Origin of the sequence: Ferrimonas aestuarii (assembly GCF_005116665.1) — a bacterium.
Taxonomy (GTDB): domain Bacteria; phylum Pseudomonadota; class Gammaproteobacteria; order Enterobacterales; family Shewanellaceae; genus Ferrimonas; species Ferrimonas aestuarii.
On sequence record NZ_SWCJ01000001.1, the window covers coordinates 618,585 to 637,814 of the forward strand.

15 protein-coding genes are annotated in these 19,230 nt (G+C 52.3%); 4 read left to right on the plus strand and 11 right to left on the minus strand.

All coding sequences use genetic code 11. The features are described 5' to 3' along the window. Positions 1 to 16 precede the first annotated feature (16 nt). The 4 genes from FCL42_RS02790 to FCL42_RS02805 all read right to left on the minus strand — a co-directional run bounded on the left by FCL42_RS02790 (position 17) and on the right by FCL42_RS02805 (position 3,563). Positions 17 to 2,077, minus strand: coding sequence for a TonB-dependent receptor plug domain-containing protein (locus FCL42_RS02790; RefSeq protein ID WP_136861839.1), 2,061 nt, complete (start codon positions 2,075 to 2,077; stop codon positions 17 to 19). Between the two features lie 320 nt (positions 2,078 to 2,397). After that, the gene (locus tag FCL42_RS02795; RefSeq protein ID WP_136861840.1) at positions 2,398 to 3,027 is read right to left on the minus strand and encodes a hypothetical protein; all 630 of its coding nucleotides are present in this window, start codon (positions 3,025 to 3,027) and stop codon (positions 2,398 to 2,400) included. A 2-nt stretch (positions 3,028 to 3,029) separates the two neighbouring features. Beyond that, positions 3,030 to 3,281 carry a hypothetical protein gene (locus FCL42_RS02800; protein WP_136861841.1) on the minus strand — a complete coding sequence of 84 codons (252 nt, stop codon included), beginning with the start codon at positions 3,279 to 3,281 and terminating at the stop codon, positions 3,030 to 3,032. Between the two features lie 18 nt (positions 3,282 to 3,299). Then, the gene (locus FCL42_RS02805) at positions 3,300 to 3,563 is read right to left on the minus strand and encodes a helix-turn-helix domain-containing protein (protein ID WP_169308263.1); all 264 of its coding nucleotides are present in this window, start codon (positions 3,561 to 3,563) and stop codon (positions 3,300 to 3,302) included. A gap of 458 nt (positions 3,564 to 4,021) precedes the next feature. Between FCL42_RS02805 and FCL42_RS02810 the strand changes: the two genes are divergently transcribed. Next, a complete protein-coding gene (locus FCL42_RS02810) occupies positions 4,022 to 4,426 on the plus strand; it encodes a DUF2057 family protein (RefSeq protein WP_136861843.1) in 405 nt (134 codons plus the stop codon). 96 nt (positions 4,427 to 4,522) lie between these two features. Here the strand turns inward: FCL42_RS02810 and FCL42_RS02815 are convergent, their stop codons facing one another. Beyond that, positions 4,523 to 5,041 carry a YbjN domain-containing protein gene (locus FCL42_RS02815; protein ID WP_136861844.1) on the minus strand — a complete coding sequence of 173 codons (519 nt, stop codon included), beginning with the start codon at positions 5,039 to 5,041 and terminating at the stop codon, positions 4,523 to 4,525. A 105-nt stretch (positions 5,042 to 5,146) separates the two neighbouring features. Further along, a complete protein-coding gene (locus tag FCL42_RS02820) occupies positions 5,147 to 6,190 on the minus strand; it encodes a Glu/Leu/Phe/Val dehydrogenase dimerization domain-containing protein (protein ID WP_136861845.1) in 1,044 nt (347 codons plus the stop codon). 197 nt (positions 6,191 to 6,387) lie between these two features. Here FCL42_RS02820 and FCL42_RS02825 point away from each other — a divergent pair, with 197 nt between their 5' ends. Beyond that, positions 6,388 to 6,801 (plus strand): DUF4826 family protein, encoded by a 414-nt coding sequence (locus FCL42_RS02825; RefSeq protein ID WP_136861846.1) that lies wholly within the window; start codon positions 6,388 to 6,390, stop codon positions 6,799 to 6,801. Positions 6,802 to 6,881: 80 nt separating this feature from the next. Here FCL42_RS02825 and FCL42_RS02830 read toward each other — a convergent pair whose 3' ends face one another. The 3 genes from FCL42_RS02830 to FCL42_RS02840 form a co-directional block, all read right to left on the minus strand. Continuing rightward, the gene (locus FCL42_RS02830) at positions 6,882 to 8,249 is read right to left on the minus strand and encodes a sigma-54-dependent transcriptional regulator (RefSeq protein WP_136861847.1); all 1,368 of its coding nucleotides are present in this window, start codon (positions 8,247 to 8,249) and stop codon (positions 6,882 to 6,884) included. Next, positions 8,246 to 10,213 (minus strand): ATP-binding protein, encoded by a 1,968-nt coding sequence (locus FCL42_RS02835; protein WP_136861848.1) that lies wholly within the window; start codon positions 10,211 to 10,213, stop codon positions 8,246 to 8,248. Before FCL42_RS02835 ends, FCL42_RS02830 begins: the two co-directional genes overlap by 4 nt. Positions 10,214 to 10,407: 194 nt before the next feature. Then, a complete protein-coding gene (locus FCL42_RS02840; protein WP_136861849.1) occupies positions 10,408 to 11,466 on the minus strand; it encodes a porin in 1,059 nt (352 codons plus the stop codon). A gap of 397 nt (positions 11,467 to 11,863) precedes the next feature. Between FCL42_RS02840 and FCL42_RS02845 the strand changes: the two genes are divergently transcribed. Beyond that, positions 11,864 to 13,651, plus strand: coding sequence for a flavocytochrome c (locus tag FCL42_RS02845; protein ID WP_136861850.1), 1,788 nt, complete (start codon positions 11,864 to 11,866; stop codon positions 13,649 to 13,651). A 302-nt stretch (positions 13,652 to 13,953) separates the two neighbouring features. On the opposite strand, the gene FCL42_RS21865 is transcribed toward FCL42_RS02845, so the two are convergent. Continuing rightward, complete coding sequence (locus FCL42_RS21865) at positions 13,954 to 16,173, minus strand: saccharopine dehydrogenase C-terminal domain-containing protein (protein ID WP_229359752.1); 2,220 nt, start codon at positions 16,171 to 16,173, stop codon at positions 13,954 to 13,956. 234 nt (positions 16,174 to 16,407) lie between these two features. On the opposite strand from FCL42_RS21865, the gene FCL42_RS02860 reads away from it, so the two are divergent. Next, positions 16,408 to 18,735, plus strand: a complete 2,328-nt coding sequence (locus FCL42_RS02860; RefSeq protein WP_136861851.1) for an aminotransferase class III-fold pyridoxal phosphate-dependent enzyme — start codon at positions 16,408 to 16,410, stop codon at positions 18,733 to 18,735. Positions 18,736 to 18,801: 66 nt separating this feature from the next. On the opposite strand, the gene FCL42_RS02865 is transcribed toward FCL42_RS02860, so the two are convergent. Then, complete coding sequence (locus FCL42_RS02865; RefSeq protein ID WP_136861852.1) at positions 18,802 to 19,065, minus strand: GrxA family glutaredoxin; 264 nt, start codon at positions 19,063 to 19,065, stop codon at positions 18,802 to 18,804. Positions 19,066 to 19,230 lie beyond the last annotated feature (165 nt).

Here is a 19,230-nt window from a genome sequence, read left to right on the forward strand (position 1 = left end):
TGCTCAATTGGCAATATTAGAAGCGATAGGTCAGGCCCACTTCGAAGTTACGGCCTTCGTTAGCTTGGCCATCACCTTCGTAGAAGTTTTCATCCAGCAGATTGTTCACGTTGAAGTACGCGGTAAGTTGCTGGTTGTAGAAATCTTTACGGGCGCCGATGTCCATGGTGAATACATCTTTTTCCCATAAGGTGTCCTCACCGTCCCAGTACACCATGAACTTATCTTTGTAGTTCATGCGTAGGTTGGCACTGATGCCGGTTACGGCTTCGTCCCAGATCAGAATGGCGGTGAACTCGTTACGTGGCAGATCGCGCAGGTACTCGGTTTCCGCGTCATCAGACTTATCACGAGCGTGGGTATAGGTGTGATCTAGGCTGTAACGAAGGGCATCGGTTAGATCGCCCGAGAGTGAGATCTCGCTGCCGTAGTATTCTGCGGTGCCGATGTTCACCGGAGTGGCGATGTAGCAGTAGCCATCATCTGGGTCGCGGTCGATGCATAGCTCACCGATACGGTCATCAACGTCATGGTAGAAACCGCTGATGTTCAGCTGATTAAGCCAGCCCTTACCCAGATCGGCTTCCCAACCGGCGGCGTAACTTAGGCTGCGTTCTGGATCCAGTTTGTACAGCTTGCCATCGTCGGCTTTCATGTCTTGGAAGGTGGCAAAGCGGGTCTTTTTCGCAACCGAGGCAAATACGCGGCTGCCGTTGTTGAGGGCGTAGCTTGCGCCAAGCATTGGATCTAGGGTGTCGGACTCATCGGCATTGCCATTGCCTAGGGTATCTCCTGCGGATTGGCCCTGGAAGTCGATAACGGTTTGCTGGTGCCAGGCTAGGCCAGCGACGACTGTCAGTCTGCCAAAGCGCATGGTGTCTTCCATGGCCAGACTGTAGGTTTCCAGCTCAGAGCGCTCGGTCGGCGAAGACAGAGAGGAGTCCAGTGCGTGATCGACCCACTTCTTGTGCACGTCAGACTTGTAGTTGGCGGATACGCTCAGATCGTTCCAGTCATTGATGCTAATGTCACCAAACAGCGCGCCACCAAAAGTGTAGTCGTCGTAGGAGCTGTCGCCCATTTTTACGGCTTGCTCTGGGGTTTCATAGAAACTCAGGGTGTCCGTGTGGGTGTGGTAGTAGGCCAGTGCCCGCAGGGTCACTCGGTCATTCAGCTTATGGCTGGCGTTCAGGTCGATACCTTGGTCTTTGTACTCTGAGATATCAGAGAAGGTAGAGTAGGTATCGAAGACCTTGTTGTAGCTGTCGTGGAATGGCAGGCCCCGCTCGGTATCGAAGTGGTACACGCTGGCGTACACCTCGGTGGTGTCGTTGCTGTAACCGGCACGCAGGCGCGCGTTGATGCTTTCCAGATCGGAGTTTACGCGCTTGCCACCATCTTCCACTTCCATGAACTTCGGCAAATCGCCCCAGCGGTCCTTGACGTAAGACTCCACCGGTTTGTAATCGTCAGACAGGCTAAACGCATCGCGGCCGGTGTGTTCAACGGTGCCAAACAGGGTGAATCCACCTTGGCCGTAGCTCAGAGACGCGGATTGATGGTTCTGACCGTATTCGCCGAAATTGGCATCCAGTTTTCCGGAGATTCCCTGCTGACCCTTATGGGTGATGATGTTGATCACACCGCCCATGCCGTTGGGGCCGTAAAGGACCGATGAGGCACCTTTTGATACTTCGACTTTGGCGATGATGTTGGCTGGGATCTGGTTCAGGTCCAGCTGGCCATAGTTGGTTTCGTAGTAAGGAACGCCGTCCAGAAGAATCAGGATTTTATCCTGCTCGAAGCCCTGCATTGTCAGGAACTTTTCGCCCTTGTTGGATTGGGTGATGTGAACGCCGGGAATGTACTCTAAGGCATCGGCGGCGGTTCTGGCGCCGATCATCTCGATGGTTTCTTCTGTGAGCACGTTGTGGATGGCGATGTCACGGACACCGGTGGTTTCCGCCACCACAATCTCACCTAGGGAAAAGACCTCTTTGTCATCCGCTTGAGCAGATGGAGCCGATAGAGTGGCAGCAACCATTAGGGCTACTGGGGTTAGACGCAAAGCGTTCACGATGCTCTCCTAAACTAAGGTTTTGTTGTTGAGCTGCCATAGGCAGTCTTATGATTAGGACAGCAAGGCTATCAAAGCTTTGGTTGTAATATTGGCGATAAAGTTGGGATTTAAGGAGGTGATCACGGTCAAAATACCCCATTCGCACTTAACAGAGAAAAAATGACTGCGATTTAGGACAGTTTGTCTTTTTGGTTCAAATTGTCTGTTTACTGCGAAAAGCCACAGAAGGCGATGGTGACGAGGCTCACAAATCAAGGGGGATTGGCAAGTAAATGGGGTTCAATTTGTTGCTGGTGTGTTGCGCTGGCCTAGCTGAGTTAGACCTTCAGCACCTGCTTAACGTGCTCAGGATCGGCAACGAACGACCAAGTGGCGATGGCACCTAAAAAGAAGATTGTGTGCTTTACTAGAGGGAACATATCGTAGAGCGGATAAACGGTTATTACACCGTAGTATTCAAGCCACGTTTCGAAGATCACAAATAGATTGTAGATAACACTGGCCTTAGATAGCCAGATTAGAAGCCACTCCTGAGGCAGCAGTCGATACTCGGCTACCGCCTTATTCAGATAGGGTTTGATGAACAGCTTATCAGGGCAGACGGAGGCCAGTTTGTGGGTGATGGTTAACCGATACTGAATGGTTTTAAGCCAGGCAATGTCGCACAGGGATACGCAAAGAAGGTAATTGACGAGTTTAAATTCAAAAGCGATGGGTACAATGAAAAAGCTAGCAATTCGCCAAAAAGCCCACACGGCCAGAAAGCCATAGATGTTGCTGTGGCGTGGAGCAAATACCAATACCGCTGCCCACAGGCACAGATCCACGTAGGCATGTGAGCCGGAGAATAGCTCTCGGGCTGCTGGCACCACTGCAAGGGCGCCCATTACAAGAAATATAGGGACAATCGTAAGTGCAGTGCGATATTGGCTGACTTGGTAGAGCATTTTTACTTTCTTGGGGGCAATCTTACCCCTGCATCAAAAACATTTTGAGCTTCGACTGTCGACCCATAGGCGCTAACACCAGTTTTCTTACCGCTAGATACCGCGCTTTCGGTGCTGTTCAGGGTTACGGTATCGCTGGAGCTGCTGGGCTTGACCTCAGCGGTGGATTCCGCTTTTGCGGTGGTGTTACTGCTGGTCACTGTAGCAGTAGCGCTGCCCTGATTTAGGTTTATTAGGCTGTTGTTAACGTCCATGTTTTTTATCCCTAGTATTTATCGTTTCCACGCACTCAATTCACCCAGAAACTGGGGAAACAAGATACTTAGGAAGCTCTTTAGGTTGGGTTCGGTGGCGTCGAGCCACTTCTGAGCCGCTTCAATGGTCAGTGAGGCGGTGCCATCTTCGATGTAGTAGATTTGGCGCTTACTGACGCCCACGATTTCGGCCATCTCTGCCGGAGTGATTTTTGCTCTGAGCCTAAGGCGCTTGAGATACTCGGCGTTGTTGATGACCGGATGATCTATCTCTGTGCTCACAGGATTCACTCCGTCGATCGGTTTTACGTTCCATGTTGGCAAACTCCATTGCCGTAGCACCATGGTAATGATCTGGATGAAGAGGTATGCAAAACAAGCTCTCGCTGATGTGTGCGAGATCTGCCATTACTGGTGTAAGTCGCTGAAATTTTGTTGGTAAATTCTAGGATTTGCTCTACCGCCGCAGTGAGTGTCATTAGGAAGCGAGCCAGAGCGCGTTCTAATAGTGGATTTTTCTTTGAGTAGGGAGAGGTCTGAACTCTGTTTTTCTATTGCGGTTTTAGTGACTTTGATCGGTTTCAAACACCGCAAACTGAGAGGATCGTTGGCTGGGTTGTTGCTTCACCCTATCTTTCGCTTATGTTAAAAATACTCAGTGTGATCTTGGTCACAAATGGTGTTAAAACTTAATAATGAAATAGATGATTAAAACACTAGGTTATTAAGGAGAAGAGCCAATGTATAAGATCGTTTCTGCACTTGCACTGCTGGGCTTGAGCTCGATGGCTTCGGCTCAAACCTTGGAGCTTCCAAAGGGATTTACCGTACACAACGTTAATGGCAACGTGGTTACTCAACAGGGCAACACCGTTGAGCTAACTGAAGGCCGTCAGGTGGTGACCGTAAGCTACCATAACCCCTACATCAACCATCCTCAGGGTGATGACCACTACTATTCCAAGCCAATCTACGTGGTGTTTGATGCGAAAGATGGCATTCACTACAGCATCGAGTTGGATAACCACAAGGGCTTTGAACCTTACACTAAGGATCTGCAGTTCTCGGTAACCTCTCAGGGTCAGTCCGTGGAGCACAAGGTATTTGATCGCAGCGGTGCCATTGCCGCCATGCTAGCGGGCTAATTGGCCGGCTGTTTAAGCCACATCGAATGCCGTCATTGCCAATTGCTCTCCATCACGTTGGTGTTGGAGAGCATTGTTTTTTGAGGGGTATAGCAGTTAGTGCAGCAGGTGTTGGTCTGCCATCTCGAAAATCAGTTCCGATCCCTCTTCAGCGTCGTCACTTATCTCAGATTGAATCTCATCGGTCATCGCATACTGCTTCTCTTCGATCCATTTGAGCAGGGCTAAGGTTTGCCCCTGGTGATGGCCCAAAAATTCGGTGAACTGGGCTTCGGTAAGCCCGGCACCGATTAAGCAGTGGCAGCTGATGATAAGCTTTGGCAGGGTGTCATCGACCACGTCGATGTAGAGCTTGAGTTCGGTAAACTGCTGGCTTAGCTCATTCATCTGCGAATGCAGTGTTAGCAATGCGGTGGGGCGCAACTCAACTGAGGTACTAAAGGCCAGCAGGCCCTGAGGTTCCATCAATTCCAATTTACTGTCAAATACACCTTGGCACTGTTGCAGGTGAGCGAGGTGGTAGCCGTCGCACGCACCGCACAGGTAAAAATCGATGTCCAAGGTTTCTAGCCAGCGCTTCAGATCTTCTTGGCTGGGACGAGCAAGTTGGGGCATGGTGATGGGTCTATTGCGAATTTGGGGGCCAAGCATAACAAAGGCCGCCCTAGCAAACCAGTGGCGGCCTTAGAAATGCGGGTTAACGCCGCAGTGCGGGGCGAATTAGGCTTTCGCCTGACGCGCTTTGATGATGATCTCGCGAGCCATCTCATCCGCCACTTCGCCGGTGGTGCGATCTTCTTGTTCTGCTTTACGGAAGATGGTCAGTAGGGTGTCGTAGATCTTACGCACTTTGGCTTCCGATTTGGCTGCATCGTAGTCTTTTTCGAAGGACACATTGATGATGCCACCAGCATTGATGACGTAATCTGGAGCGTACAGAATGCCTTTCTGCTTCAGGATCTCACCGTGACGAGCTTCTGCCAACTGGTTGTTCGCGCAACCGGCAACAATGGTGGCTTTCAGCTGAGGAATGGTGTTGTCATTGATGGTCGCACCCAGAGCGCATGGGCAGTACACGTCAACCGCTTGGCTGTAGATCTCATCTAGGCCGACCACGGTGGCACCAAATTCGGTGGCGGCGCGGTCAAGCTGCTCGGCACTGAGATCGCATACGATCAGTTTCGCGCCCGCTTCGTGCAGATAACGACAGGTATCAAAGCCCACGTGACCTAACCCTTGCACCGCAACGGTAATGCCTTCCAGTGAGTCCAGATCGCGCTGGTGCTTCACCGCAGCCTTAATGCCAAGGAAAGTACCTAGGGCGGTAAATGGCGATGGATCACCACTTTGACCTTCAAGACCACACATGTAAGGGGTTACTTCGTGGGCGGTCATGATGTCAGAGGTGTTGATGCCCACATCTTCAGCGGAGTAGTAACGGCCACCTAATGAGTCAACAGCGCGACCGAAGGCGTGGAACAGCGCTTCGGATTTGTCTGATTTTGGGTCGCCAATGATGACCGATTTACCACCACCGAACTCTAGGCCGGCGAGGGCATTTTTGTAGGTCATACCGCGAGATAGACGCAGTACGTCGTTAACGGCGTCTGCTTCGCTGTCGTAGGGCCACATGCGGCAGCCGCCAACAGCTGGACCAAGAGTCGTATCATGCACGGCGATGATCGCTTTGAGTCCGGATTCTTTATCGTGACAGAACATAACGTGCTCATGTTCGTCAAAAGACAGGTGTTCAAAAATAGCCACTTGCTTGCTCCCTGTGCGGTTAGGCCTTTATTTCCGGCCTTTTTATATGTGATTATGGACGCAACCATACCAGTGACGATTAGGTGCGCCAAGTCGTACCAGCCTCAGGGAGGCCCCTGAATGGCAACCAAAGTTGACATAGATCACTTTCCACTGGGGTTTTGTGATAATAAAAACGAACAATCAAGGAAGTAAGAATGACTAAAGAACGACAGCAGGCGGAGCAGCAGTGGGTTCGCGAACAATTTCAGAAGGCGAATAAATTCTTAGCTGAGAAAGGCGTAGTACCAGGAAAGGTATTGGATAAAGAGAGCCGCATTCTTCCTCCTTTTTTGACTCTGTGGTTGATTCAGGAAAATACCCCGCGTAAGCGCCAGTACTGGGTGATCACCGGCGATCTGCCTAGTGATATGGTGGAGGCCAGCCAGATCAAAGATGCCCGTGAGGCGCTGCGTCAATTTTCGTTGACATGGCAGCTTAAAGCGGAAGGGATCCTGCTTAATAACCCAGATAAAACCCAAACAGATTTCGCCAAGTTGATGATCTCTCGCGCTGAATCCATGGCGAGTATGCACATGAAAGACGATCTTTGGGGCGAGATGACGGTTTAATATCAAACTGATTCAGTCACCGCTCAAGTTTAAAAAAGCCCCCTTGGCATTGCCAAGGGGGCTTTTTATATTGGGCTTCTTTACTGCTTGGCTAAGCGTCGACTTAGAGCGCTTTGGCTGATCCCCAGCAGCGCCGCGGCGGCGGTTTGGTTGTTGGCGGTTCGGCTCATGGCCTCATCCACGAGGGCCTTACTCGCTTGTGCTAGGGTGGGTAACTCTGCAGGGAATTGCAGGGTTTGACTTGGGGTTGGTGTAACCACCATGTCTTTTACCGCTTCTAGGAAGGGGGCGGTGTTCAGTTGGGCGTCACTGCTGCGGCTTACCGCATCGAGCACCATCCCTTTAAGCTCAATCAGGTTGCCTGGGAAAGGGTAGTCCTTTAGCGCATTGACCAAGCTGTGGGGTAACTGGGGCGCGGAGCACTCCAACTGCTCTGCGGCTCTGGCGATAAAGTGATTGAGTAGCAGCGGCAAGTCGAGCTGTCGCTCCCTGAGTGGAGGCAGATGGATGCGATGGGTTTTCAGCCTAAATAACAGGTCGTTGCGGAATCGCCCCTCTTTGGCCAGCGCCACCAGATCGTGCTGACTGGACGCTACAATGCGGCAGTGGGCGTGGATAGGGCGGTCGCTGCCCACGGGAAAATAGTGGCCGTGATCCAGAAGGTGCAGCAGTTTAGATTGCATCGCCAGTGGCAGCTCGCCAATTTCGTCCAGATAGAGGGTGCCTCCATGGGCTTGATGGACCAAGCCGACGCAGGCGGGTTTGTCGCCTTGGGCCACCTCACCAAATAGGGTGGCGTCAAACGCTTGCTCGGTCAGTGTGGTGAGCTGAGCGGTGATCATCGGCGCATTGGGATGACACAGTTGATGCAGGGCTTTCGCGAAGGCATCTTTACCCGTACCACTTTCCCCTTGGATCAAGACGGGAGCGGGGCTGTCGGTGAGCGCTTCCAGATAGCGCAGCCTGTCCAGCATCGCTGGCTCACAGGTTAGAATGTGGCCGAAAGCGTCTGGCTGATCCAGATCTTTGGAGAGAAATCGCTGTTTCACCCGCTCTAGGCTGCGCTCTAACCCCACCACCTCTAAGGCACGGCGAACGCTGATGCTGAGCTCTTCAACCGCCCCGGTCTTAATAAAGTAGTCGTAGGCACCTTGTTTGATGCAGCGTACAGCGGTTTCCACCTCATTGACGCCGGTGACGATGATCACTCGGGTATTGGGGTGGTGCTGGCGGATTTGCGCCAATATCTCTTCGCCGGAGTGAAACGGCATGGTCAGATCCAGCAGCACCAGCGCATAGTCGGTGCCTGACATGCGCTGCAGCACCTGCCTGCTGTCCAAGCAGCTGTCTACCTTCGCCTCTGGAACCAAGCGATTCAGCGTGACTCCAAGGGTGCGGAGCCATTGGGCTTCGTCATCGACCAGTAGGATGTTTCTTGCCAGTTTCATGAATGCGTTACCTTCGGAAATCTAAGGGTGACCTGGGTGCCAATATTGGGAACAGATTGCAGCTGCCAGCTGCCTCTGTGTTGATTGATGATGCGGTTGCAGACCGACAGTCCCAGACCGGTTCCTCCCTGACGGCGGCGGGTGGTAAAGAACGGCTCTTTGACCCGATCCAGGGTCGCCGAGTCCATGCCACAGCCGTTGTCGGAAACCATTAGGGATACCTGATTGGCGTCCTGCTCGGTGCGAATGCGCAGTTGTCCTTGAACCGATTCCATGGCGTGACAGGCGTTTTGAATTAGGTTGACCAAAACCTGATGCAGTTGTCCGGGATCGCCCTCGATGTTTGCCAGCTCAGGTAACAGATCAAGGTTTACCTCGAAGCGTTTATGCTGATTGGTGGTTAGGCGCAACGCCACTTGCACCACCTCATTGAGGTTGATCGCCTGATTGTTTTGACAGGGCTCCTCCTGAGCGTACTGTTTGAGGTCTTTGACAATGCGGCCAATGCGACCGGCGGCATCGTCAATCACTTCGCTGGCGTGACTCATCTCATCTTGAGCCCGCTCTGGAGACAGCCCTGCTATTTGCCAGAAAGGGTCGTGCTTACTATAGAGCGCGATCGCCGGAGTCAAATCGATGATCGCCTGCTCAAATAGGGCACTGGCGTGGATGATAAGCCCGGTGGGGTTGTTTATTTCATGGGCGACCCCTGCGGAAAGCTCACCAAGGGAGGCGAGGCGGCTGGCTTGCTCGTTCGCCTGACGCAGTTGATGTTGCTCGGTAATGTCTTCCAGGGTGACTACCGCATGGCCCTGGCTGATGGGGTTTACTTGCATCTGATAATAGCGCTGCTGAATGTGCAGTTCATAGACGCCGGATTGCTCTTTGCGCTGGTGACGCTCCACCAGTTTGTGCAGGTCGATTTGGCGTTTCTGGGCGTTGAGCAGTTCGTTGGAATCAAACAGCTCTAAATACTTACCGTTACTCCACAGACGGTTGAGGTTACCGTCAAACAGATACACCCCATGGGGCAGGCCATCGAGTACCGACTGAAATTGATCCGATACTTGCGATAACCATTGCTCGGTTCTGCGGCGCTGTTCTAGCTCGGTGTCCAGCTCAACGGTGCGTCGATGCAAGCGTTGGCTGACGTTCCAGGTGTAAAACATCCCTAGAATCGACATCATTGCGACCACGATCGCCCACCACATCACCGTGCGCTGGGTGGACAGCAGGTCAACTTTTTCACGACCGGTGCCAAACCATTTGTTGACGAGGAGGTCGTAACTGCCAGAGAGCTTCATCTGCCGTAGCGCTGAGTTTATGCGGTCCATCAGCTGGACGTCGGTTTTGTGGCTGACGAAGTTAAACGTACCAAAAATGAGCGGGTCACTGGCGCTGCGTACATAGGGGTAGTGGGGTTGCAGACGACGGGCGACAAAGTTCTCTGCCAGCACCACATCAACCTCATCTCTGGCCAGTTGTTGAAAGCCGGTTTCGTAGAGGTCTACGTTCTTGCGGATGAATTTTTGAGGGTGACCTTGTAAGTAGACGTCCACAAAGGAGCCCACTTTGATGGCAACGCGTTTGCCTTCCAGATCATGCCAGTTGTCGATAAAGCCATGCCCTTTCAGGGTGTAGGCTTTGGCATGGGTGGCGTAAATGGGATCGGATTGTTGGGCGTCACGGTTGATGCCTACGGGGGAGACCACGGCAATCACATCGATGCCACGATCCGCTCGGCCTATCTCATGCACCAAGGTTTGAAAGCTCTTACGACGAACCCGAATCTCCATGTCGGTGAGCTTGCCAATTTCATTAAGCAGCTCAACGTTGAAGCCTTGATCGACCCCTTTGTCCCGCCACTCTAATGGTGCGGTATTGGAGTGCACGCCAAAGATTAAGGTCTCTTTAGCTGCACTAATCAAGGGGAAAACCAACAGTAATAGGGATAGATATTTCATGAAGCAAATTCTACCGATTTGGGGGTAACAATAGTGGGCGGTGGGTCGCGAATTTAACTCGCCTTTATTTGGGAATGTCTATGGCGATCAAATTTCTCACTCAAGGCGGTGAGGGCGGGCTAAAACAGACATTTACAATGCAAAAAAAGGAGCCGTGAGGCTCCTTTACGTGTGGGTTGAGATAAGTGTTGTTCTTAGAACTTGTAGTGCATGCCGACGGTGAAGATGTTGTCGCCGTCGTCATACAGGGTTTCAGTGGTCGCAACTTCGGCGTCGAAACGGCTGTAGTGGGCGAACATCTTCGCTGACTTGCTCAGTTTGTAGTCAGCACCGATGGCGTAGTTGGTCACTTCAGCCTTGGTGATGTCACCTTTGGCAGCGCTTACGCTCTTGATGACGTTACCGGCGTATTTACCGTTACCGGAATCATCTTGAGCGTAACGAGCTTTCAAGCTGATGTTTTTGGTGATTGGGTAGGCCAGATCAACAGTGAAACCGTTACCGTCTAGGTTGTCGTATTGCAGATCTTGAGTGTCCTGGAAGATGGCACCGATTTTCAGATCGCCCAGCTTGGTTTGACCGGTAATACGGAACGCTTCGTCACCGCCCATGCCTGCGTTGTAACCTGCTGCCAAGAAGTAGTTGCTCTTCTTCAGCTTTTTGTCACCGAACAGAATGGCTGCGGAGTACAGGTCACCCTGCTTGTCCCAATCTTTGTCGTAGTCTTTGGCTTTGGCATCGTCTTCCAACTGGTAGCTCGCCATGAAGGTGGCGCCACCGATGGTTGGGCTTTGGTACATGATGGAGTCACCGTAACGGCTGTTACCGGAGAAGATGCGACCGATATCGGTGTTGGTCAGGTTGAACTGGTCAACGCCACCTTCCGCTTTCCAGAACGCTTGACCGATGCGGCCAAACTTAATGGAACCGAACTGGCCTTGCAGACCCAGCCAGGTGTCACGGCTTTTGAAAGGCTCAGAGCCGTTGCTGTCGTCTTCGGCTTGAACCAGTACTTCCGCTTGGTAGATCAGGTTCAGAGCGCTGTTTAGCTCAACCGCACCCTTGATGCCCACCATGGTCATGTCGTTTTCCAAGGTGGTGCCTTCGCCGCCGCCTGGGTTAGATGCAAAGCCGGTATCGGCGTCGGTCACGGACATGCGCATTGCGCCGTAGAAGTTTACCGCATCGTTCGCCATGGCGGTGCCAGACAGCAGAGCTAATAAGATGGATGAAGCAACAACATGCTTTTTCATAAATAAACCTTTATTTATTTGTTTTCCCGAATTTGGGCGAAAGATTAATTAATGGATAACAATATTTTCGTGATCTCTGTTCTGTTTGAAAATATTTAATTAAATTCCATTTTATCTTTTTGCGTTGACTCAAAATTACCCCCCGATCTTTGCGCCGGATTGTGTAGCGCTATGCATTTTTGCATAGACGCGATTGTGGTTATGCAATCTGGAATAGGCCAAAAAACCTATTGTGACAGGGTTATAAGAAGCGAGTCTTGGCTGTTGCTGGTGGCGAGAACGGTGCTCATACTGCAGGCATCTCTTAATTGAGTTGGCAAGATAATAAATATTATCCATCTCGATGTTTGTATTAACACCTGAAGCTTAATGTGCATTAACTGCACTGGAGAGTAGAATGAAAAATCGTAAAATGATGATTTCATCAACAGCATTAGTTGTTGCTGGAATATTATCTTTACCTGTATTCGCTGCAGATAACTTGGCTGATTTTCACGCTGAAAATATGGAGTGTGATAGCTGCCACACCGCAGAGATGACTCTGTCTGATGACAACCTGAGCCACGAAAATGCTCAGTGTGTTAGCTGCCACGGCGACATGAGCGAAGTTGCAGAGTCTACCGTTCACGAGCACTACAACGCTCACGACTCCCACTTCCCAGGTGATCTTGCTTGTACCGCTTGCCACTCTGGCCACAAAGAGTCTTTGAACTACTGTGATTCTTGCCACAGCTTCGATTTCGACATGCCTTTCCAAGGCAAGTGGGAACGCCATGAGCCAAGCATTGCAGAACTGGCTAAAGATAAAGAAGAGCGTAAAGCGGCGTTGGCTGCCGATCCTCGCGCTACCGTTGATGTACTGGTAGTGGGTTCCGGCGGTGCTGGTTTCGCTGCGGCGGTATCTGCATTCGATAACGGCGCCAAAGTGATGCTGATCGAGAAAGAGCCGGTTATCGGTGGTAACGCTAAGCTGGCTGCTGGTGGTATGAACGCCGCCATGACCAAGCAACAAGCCGCTAAGGGCATCAAAGATAGCCTAGAGCTGATGACCGAAGACACCATGAAAGGCGGTCGCAACATCAACGATCCTGCCCTGGTTAAAGTTCTGGTTGAAGACTCTGCGGGTTCCGTTGATTGGATGACCGGCATGGGCGCGGATCTGAGCGACGTTGGCCGTATGGGCGGCGCATCCGTTAACCGTACTCACCGTCCTACTGGTGGTGCTGGTGTGGGTGCTCACGTAGTACAGGTTCTGTACGATAACGCCAAGAAGCGCAACATAGACATGCGCATGAACACCCGTGGTGTTGAAGTGCTGAAAGACGACAGCGGTAAAGTAACCGGCATGCTGGTTAAAGGTCAGTACACTGGCTACTACTGGGTGAAAGCTGACGCCGTGGTTCTGGCCACCGGTGGTTTCGGTAAGAACAACGAGCGTGTTGCTAAGCTGGATCCTAAATTGAAAGGCTTCCGCGCAACCAACCACCCTGGTGCAACCGGTGACGGTCTGGACGTGGCTGAGAACGCTGGCGCAGCCATGCAAGATCTTAAGTACATCCAAGCCCACCCAACTCTGTCTACCAAAGGCGGCGTGATGGTAACCGAAGCGGTTCGTGGTAACGGTGCGATTCTGGTTAACCGCGAAGGTAAGCGTTTCGTAAACGAAATCACCACTCGTGACAAAGCCGCTGCAGCGATTCTGAAACAAACTGGCGGTACTGCCTTCTTGGTATTCGATGATTCAGTACGTAAGTCTCTGAAGAAAATTGAGAAGTACATCGGTCTGGGCGTAGTTCCTAGCAACGCTTCTGCGGTTGAACTGGGCAAGGTAATGGGCATCGACGGTAACAACCTGAAAGCCACCATCGCTCACTACAACGATATGGTAGCTGCCGGTAAAGACAGCGACTTCGAACGTCCACAGCTGCCACGTGCTCTGAACGAAGGCAACTACTACGCCATCGAAGTTAACCCAGGTGTACACCACACCATGGGTGGTGTGAAGATTGACAACCAATCTGAAATTCTGAACCAGCAAGGTCAAACCATTCCAGGTCTGTACGGTGCCGGTGAAGTGACTGGTGGGGTGCATGGAGCTAACCGCCTAGGTGGCAACGCCATCTCTGACATCATTACCTTCGGTCGTCTGGCGGGTAAAAATGCCGCTGAGTACGCTACCAAATAAGGTATGACGTTTCTTGTGTGATTCAAAGGCAGCCTCGGCTGCCTTTTTTTGGTTCTGGGTTCTAGCTAGGTTTTGAGTTGGCAAGTCACTCTGAAGGCAGAATCGGTTATGGCTGACTGTCTGTTTAAAGCTCAGATAGCTGCGGCCACCCCTTGCCTGCCGCAGGCATAGTCGTATCTAAGGCATCTTTTAGATAATTACGCCTAGAAACTTCTTATTGATTACAGTCACCCCTTTCGGCCAAAGAAAATGCCCACCAATGTTGGTGGGCATTTTGCGTGATCGGTTAGGTTACAACGGCATTAGCCGTCGAGGTGATCCTTGTGATGCACGGTTTCACCCAGTTCAGCCAAGGCATTAAGCCAGCGGCGAACGGTAGCGTTATCCTTCGGAGCAGGGCTTACGCCTGCGGGCAGCTCGCCAGCGACAACCGCTTCAATGGCTAAGCTAACTGGCAAAGATACCAGCCGTGCCATGGCTGAGCCGTTATCATTACCGCAGGCATCGATGTTATAGCTTTGATGCCAGAGGGTTTCGCCAGCGGATTTTACCTGCAGCTCAACACAGAGCACCACTCGGTCGGGCTCGCCAGCGTCGTAGCTGTATTTGGTTTCCAGCTCTTGGCTAAGCTCACGCAAGCGGGATTCCCCTTGTTCACCGGACAGGCTGCCCACCTCATCAAACAGCGGTTGCCAAGCCGTAGACCAGCCATCGAGGCGCAGGGTGCCACGCACAAACTGCTGCAGATCCCAGTCATCGCCAAAACCATACTCTGAGGCAAACGGCAATGAGTCGCGGTTTGGGTAGGCCTGGAAGCATTCATTCCCTTGTGGCAATTGGGCGTGGTACTCACTAAGGGCATCCCAAGGGGCGCTGGAGTTGGCCACTTGGCCCTCTTGCAGCCACTGAGCTGGGGATTTCAAGGCGCGCAATACGCCCAGAGGTGACCAGCTGAATTTGTACTTAAAGTCATTGGCCACTTTGGGGAAGCCACCGCAATAGGAGCGGAAGTAGTGTTGGTGGCTGGGGTTAAATTTGTCGCTGCTTTGATAATCGTGCATCAAGGCGTGTGCCAGCAGGTGGTCAATGCCTGGATCCAGACCCACTTCATTAATAAAGGTTAAATTGGCGGCTTTGGCTTTGTCATCTAGGGCTGCCATCTCCGGCGCCACATAACTGCTAGAGACAAAGTGGCACTGTTGTTCCAAACACAAATTGGCCACCTTTAGGTGTTCGGTGGCGGGCAGCATGGAGACCAGAACGTCGCCGGGCTTAATGGTGTTAACTAAGGTATCCCAATCCAGCTGTTTTAAGGTGAGCGCCTTAGTTAACTGGCCAAGAGCTTGCTCGGCTTTAGATAGGGTGCGGTTCCAAACCGTCAGTGGCAGCGTGCCTTTGGCTAGGCGGGCAATGCCGGGAATGGAGGAGAGGCCGGCACCCAGCCAGTGAATCTGTGGCATAGTTAATTTCGCTTGTTGTTGTTTTTGATAGTAAAGGGCTTCGGCTTTGGTCCAAACCCCGCTGTCGGCAGAATCTAAGGTTAACAGGTAAGGCAACAGTTGGCTGACGTAATCGTCGCTGCTCTCTCTCGGTAGCATTGACGGCAGATGGTCAATGGCGATGAGATCCAAAGGGCGATCGCCATCGATAAGTCGCAGCTGCGGCTTCACAAAATTGGTGCAGCGGTCGTAGATAGGCAGAGGGTTATAGTCGCCGTACGGATCGCAGCTGACGTCAGCAATGACACTGAGCTGACGCAGAGGGTCATTCAACATCTCTCGGGTGACAAATGGCGGCAGATCCTGATTGACCAGCACGCAGTTCACCAGAATGTCTGCTTGGTTAATGGCCGGGAATGGGCCACCGCTTTGAGTTTCAGCCAGATCCCACTCAATGATCTTGGCTCCTACCGCGTTGGCCATGGTAACGGCGCCGCGGCCGCTGCGTCCTTTAGCGCCGATCACCAACAGTGTGGGTTTGCGCTCACACAGACTAAGCTCGGTTGCCACTTCATCGACCAATTGCGATTGGTGATCATAGGCATTCACTGCACCAAGAGAGCGACGTTGTTGTTGCAGCGCCCAGCTTTTTAGCGCTAAGGCGGCTCCTGCAAAACCGGCCCAGTGGCCAAATGCGGCGATGCGGCGGTGGTTGTCATCCACCAGATACTCCAGATCCCAAAGTAGGGCACCGGGTTGGAACCGATTGAGGAACGACTGCCAGCCGCGCTGCTCTTTATAGACGTGGGCAAAATGGATATGGCGATGGGTGAGTGGGGTGTTGGCGCTACTGAGCTCTTTTAGCCCTAGGATGATGGCGTCTGCGGGTGCCGATGGCCATTGATGGCTGTCGGCGATTTGGGCGCCCACTTGTTGATAGTCGCTGATGGGGAAGATGCGCTGCTGACAACGCTCCACCGTGACTTGATATCCTGCGTCAATCAGTGCCTTAGCCGCCGTGGGCGTGAGGGCGCTGCGGCGTTCATTGGGCTTGGATTCTGCCCTTAACCAGATGTGTGTCATGCCAATTCCATTTAGTCTTGTGAGATAGCGCTGTTACTTGATTCGCGCTTTAAGTATATTGTATCCATTGTTGATTGAGGGTAAAGCAAAATTGCCCAAGTCTGACGTTGCTGAGGGAAAGCGGGTCAGTGAGTGCCGATGAACATCATCAAACTTTGAAACCAACAGGCACAACTGAACGGCTAGACCGTCATCGATTCAGGTTTAACTTACTCTGTTTTAAGGAAGAATCACATGAGTCGTCATCTGCCTCAATTTACTGAGTCGCAGCTGCTTTTGGCGCTAGAGAAACACTATCAGCTGAGTGGGAGCTTGAAAGTTTTAGATGGCTACCTAGATCAAAATCTGCTGCTGACCACTGATTCGGGGACGCAGTTTGTGGTCAAGGTGGCCAACTCAGCTGAGCCGATACCGTCGCTGTTGATGCAAAACCTGGCCATGGCCCGATTAATGCGCCAAGGGCTGCCGGTTCCCCATGCTCTGAAGGTTCGCGGTAGCCGTGATGACTTTTTTGTTCTCAAAGACGACGGCGGCAATGAGTTTGTGCTGCGGGTACTGAGCTTTTTAACTGGACAGTTTTATGCCGAGGCGGAAAAGCACTGCATGCCTCTGTGGCAAAGTCTTGGCCAGTTGCTGGGACGTATCGATACCGAACTGGCGGAGTTTGATCATCCGGGGGCGCATCGTGAGCTAGAGTGGGATTTGGCCTTGGGCGCGCCCATGGTGGAGCGCTCTCTGCCGCTGTTGGGTGAGGCGGATTTGGCATTACTGCAACCGATACTGGACTGCTATCATCGAGATGTGGCCCCTAAGCTCAAGAGCTTGCCTCAGCAGGTGATTCACAACGATGCCAATGACTTCAACCTGTTGGTGGACGACCCGCAGATCCCCGTTGCCATTACAGGTCTTATCGATTTTGGCGACATGGTGTACAGCCATCGAATCAATGAGCTGGCCATCGCCTGCGCTTACGCCATCATGAAGCAGGACAACCCACTGAAGGTGATCTGTGCCGTAACCAGTGCCTACCATCGCCAGTTGCCTCTGGAAGCTGAGGAGCTGGAGGTGCTGTTGCCGCTGATTCAATTGCGCCTTTGCACCAGCATTGCTAACGCTCATTGGGAAGCCAAAGCGCAGCCGGATAATGAGTACCTGTCGGTTTCTGTGGCTCCGGCTCGTGCATCACTGAGCCAACTCGCTCACCTAAATGGCGCGGATGCGCTCGAGCAGCTTCGCCTTGCCTGCCATCTGCCTCGACGAGTCGGGCGAGATCTCGAGCAGATTGTTCAGTTTCGTCAAAGCCACTTGAGTAAAAATCTCAGCGTCAGTTATCAGCAGCCGCTTAAGATCGTTCGAGGTCGCGGTGCTTACCTGTTTGATGAGCAAGGCAAGGCCTATCTGGATATGGTGAACAACGTCTGCCATGTGGGCCATTGTCATCCCCATGTCGTGGCGGCCGGTCAGGCGCAAATGGCGCAGCTTAATACCAATACTCGCTACCTTCATGACAACATCATTGGTTACGCGGAAAAGTTGTTGGCGACCTTCCCCGAGCCACTGTCGGTGCTGATGTTGGTTAACTCAGGCAGTGAAGCTAACGAGCTGGCGTTCCGCTTGGCGCGGGCTTATACCGGCTCAGAACAGTTGTTGGTGGTGGACGGCGCCTATCATGGCAATACCAGCGGCTGCATCGATGCCAGTAGCTACAAGTTTGATGGTCCAGGTGGCGAGGGGGCTAAGCCTCATGTGATGAAAGTCGCCCTGCCCGATCCCTTCCGTGGCCCTCACAAAGGGATGGGCCGAGATTGTGGCGGCCAGTATGCCCAAGATGTGGCACGAGCAGTGGCCGAGCTTACCGAACAGGGCTTAAAGCCCGGAGCATTTATCTGCGAATCCCTACAAGGGGTTGCGGGCCAGATCATCATGCCCGAGGGGTACTTAGAGCAAGCTTACCAAAGCGTTCGTGAAGCGGGGGGCGTCTGCATTGCCGACGAAGTTCAAGTTGGCTTTGGCCGTGTTGGCACCCACATGTGGGCGTTTGAAACGCAAAATGTGGTACCGGACATCGTCACTCTGGGTAAGCCCATCGGCAATGGTCACCCGATGGCGGCGGTGGTGACCACACCTGAAATCGCGAAGGCGTTTGAAACCGGCATGGAGTACTTCAATACCTTTGGGGGCAATCCTGTCTCATGCGCCATTGGCACCGCGGTGCTCGAAGTCATCGAGCAAGAGCAGTTGATGGCTCATGCCCACAAGGTTGGACAGCAGCTTCAGCAGGGCTTTAAAGATTTAGCGAATCGCTTCCAGTGCATTGGTGATGTGCGAGGGTTAGGGCTGTTTATTGGCGTTGAACTGGTGGAGGACAGAGACAGCTTGTTGCCCGCGACTCAGTTAACCGGCGAGTTGGTGGAGAGGTTGAAGCAGAAGCATCAGATCTTGCTCTCAACGGAAGGCAAGTACTACAACGTCCTCAAGATCAAACCGCCTATGGCGTTTTCCAGTGAGGATGCTGAACGAGTGCTGGCGGCCGTTGCCCAAGAGCTTACTGAGCTGTGTTAGCCATTTCGATAAACACAAAAAAACGGCTCCATTAGGAGCCGTTTTTATATCAAAGCCTTGGGCGAGTTAGGCGTACAGACCCAAGTTGTCTTTGGCGTAAGCTTCAAACTCAGTGCAGCCGCCGATGTGCTCTTGATCTACAAAGATCTGAGGCACGGTTGCCACTGGCTTACCAATGGTCTTTTCCAAATCTTCTTTGGTGACGCCTTCTGACGGCATGTCTACGTAACGGAACTTAAAGTCTTCACGAGATTCAGTTAGGGTTTCGGCAATCTGCTTAGCACGAACACAGTATGGGCAGCCCGGGCGGCCAAAAATAACAACTAGCATGTCAGCAACAGCTCCAATTTGAATGTATGGGCACATGATGCCACAAAAGTGGCAATCAGGCGCTGAGAAAAATCAGATTAACGCAATGTACCGTCTCAATAAGCCGCTCTTAGGCGGCGTCTGTCAGTTGTGTGCGTTTCGCCGAGGAATTCTAGGGCTAGGTGC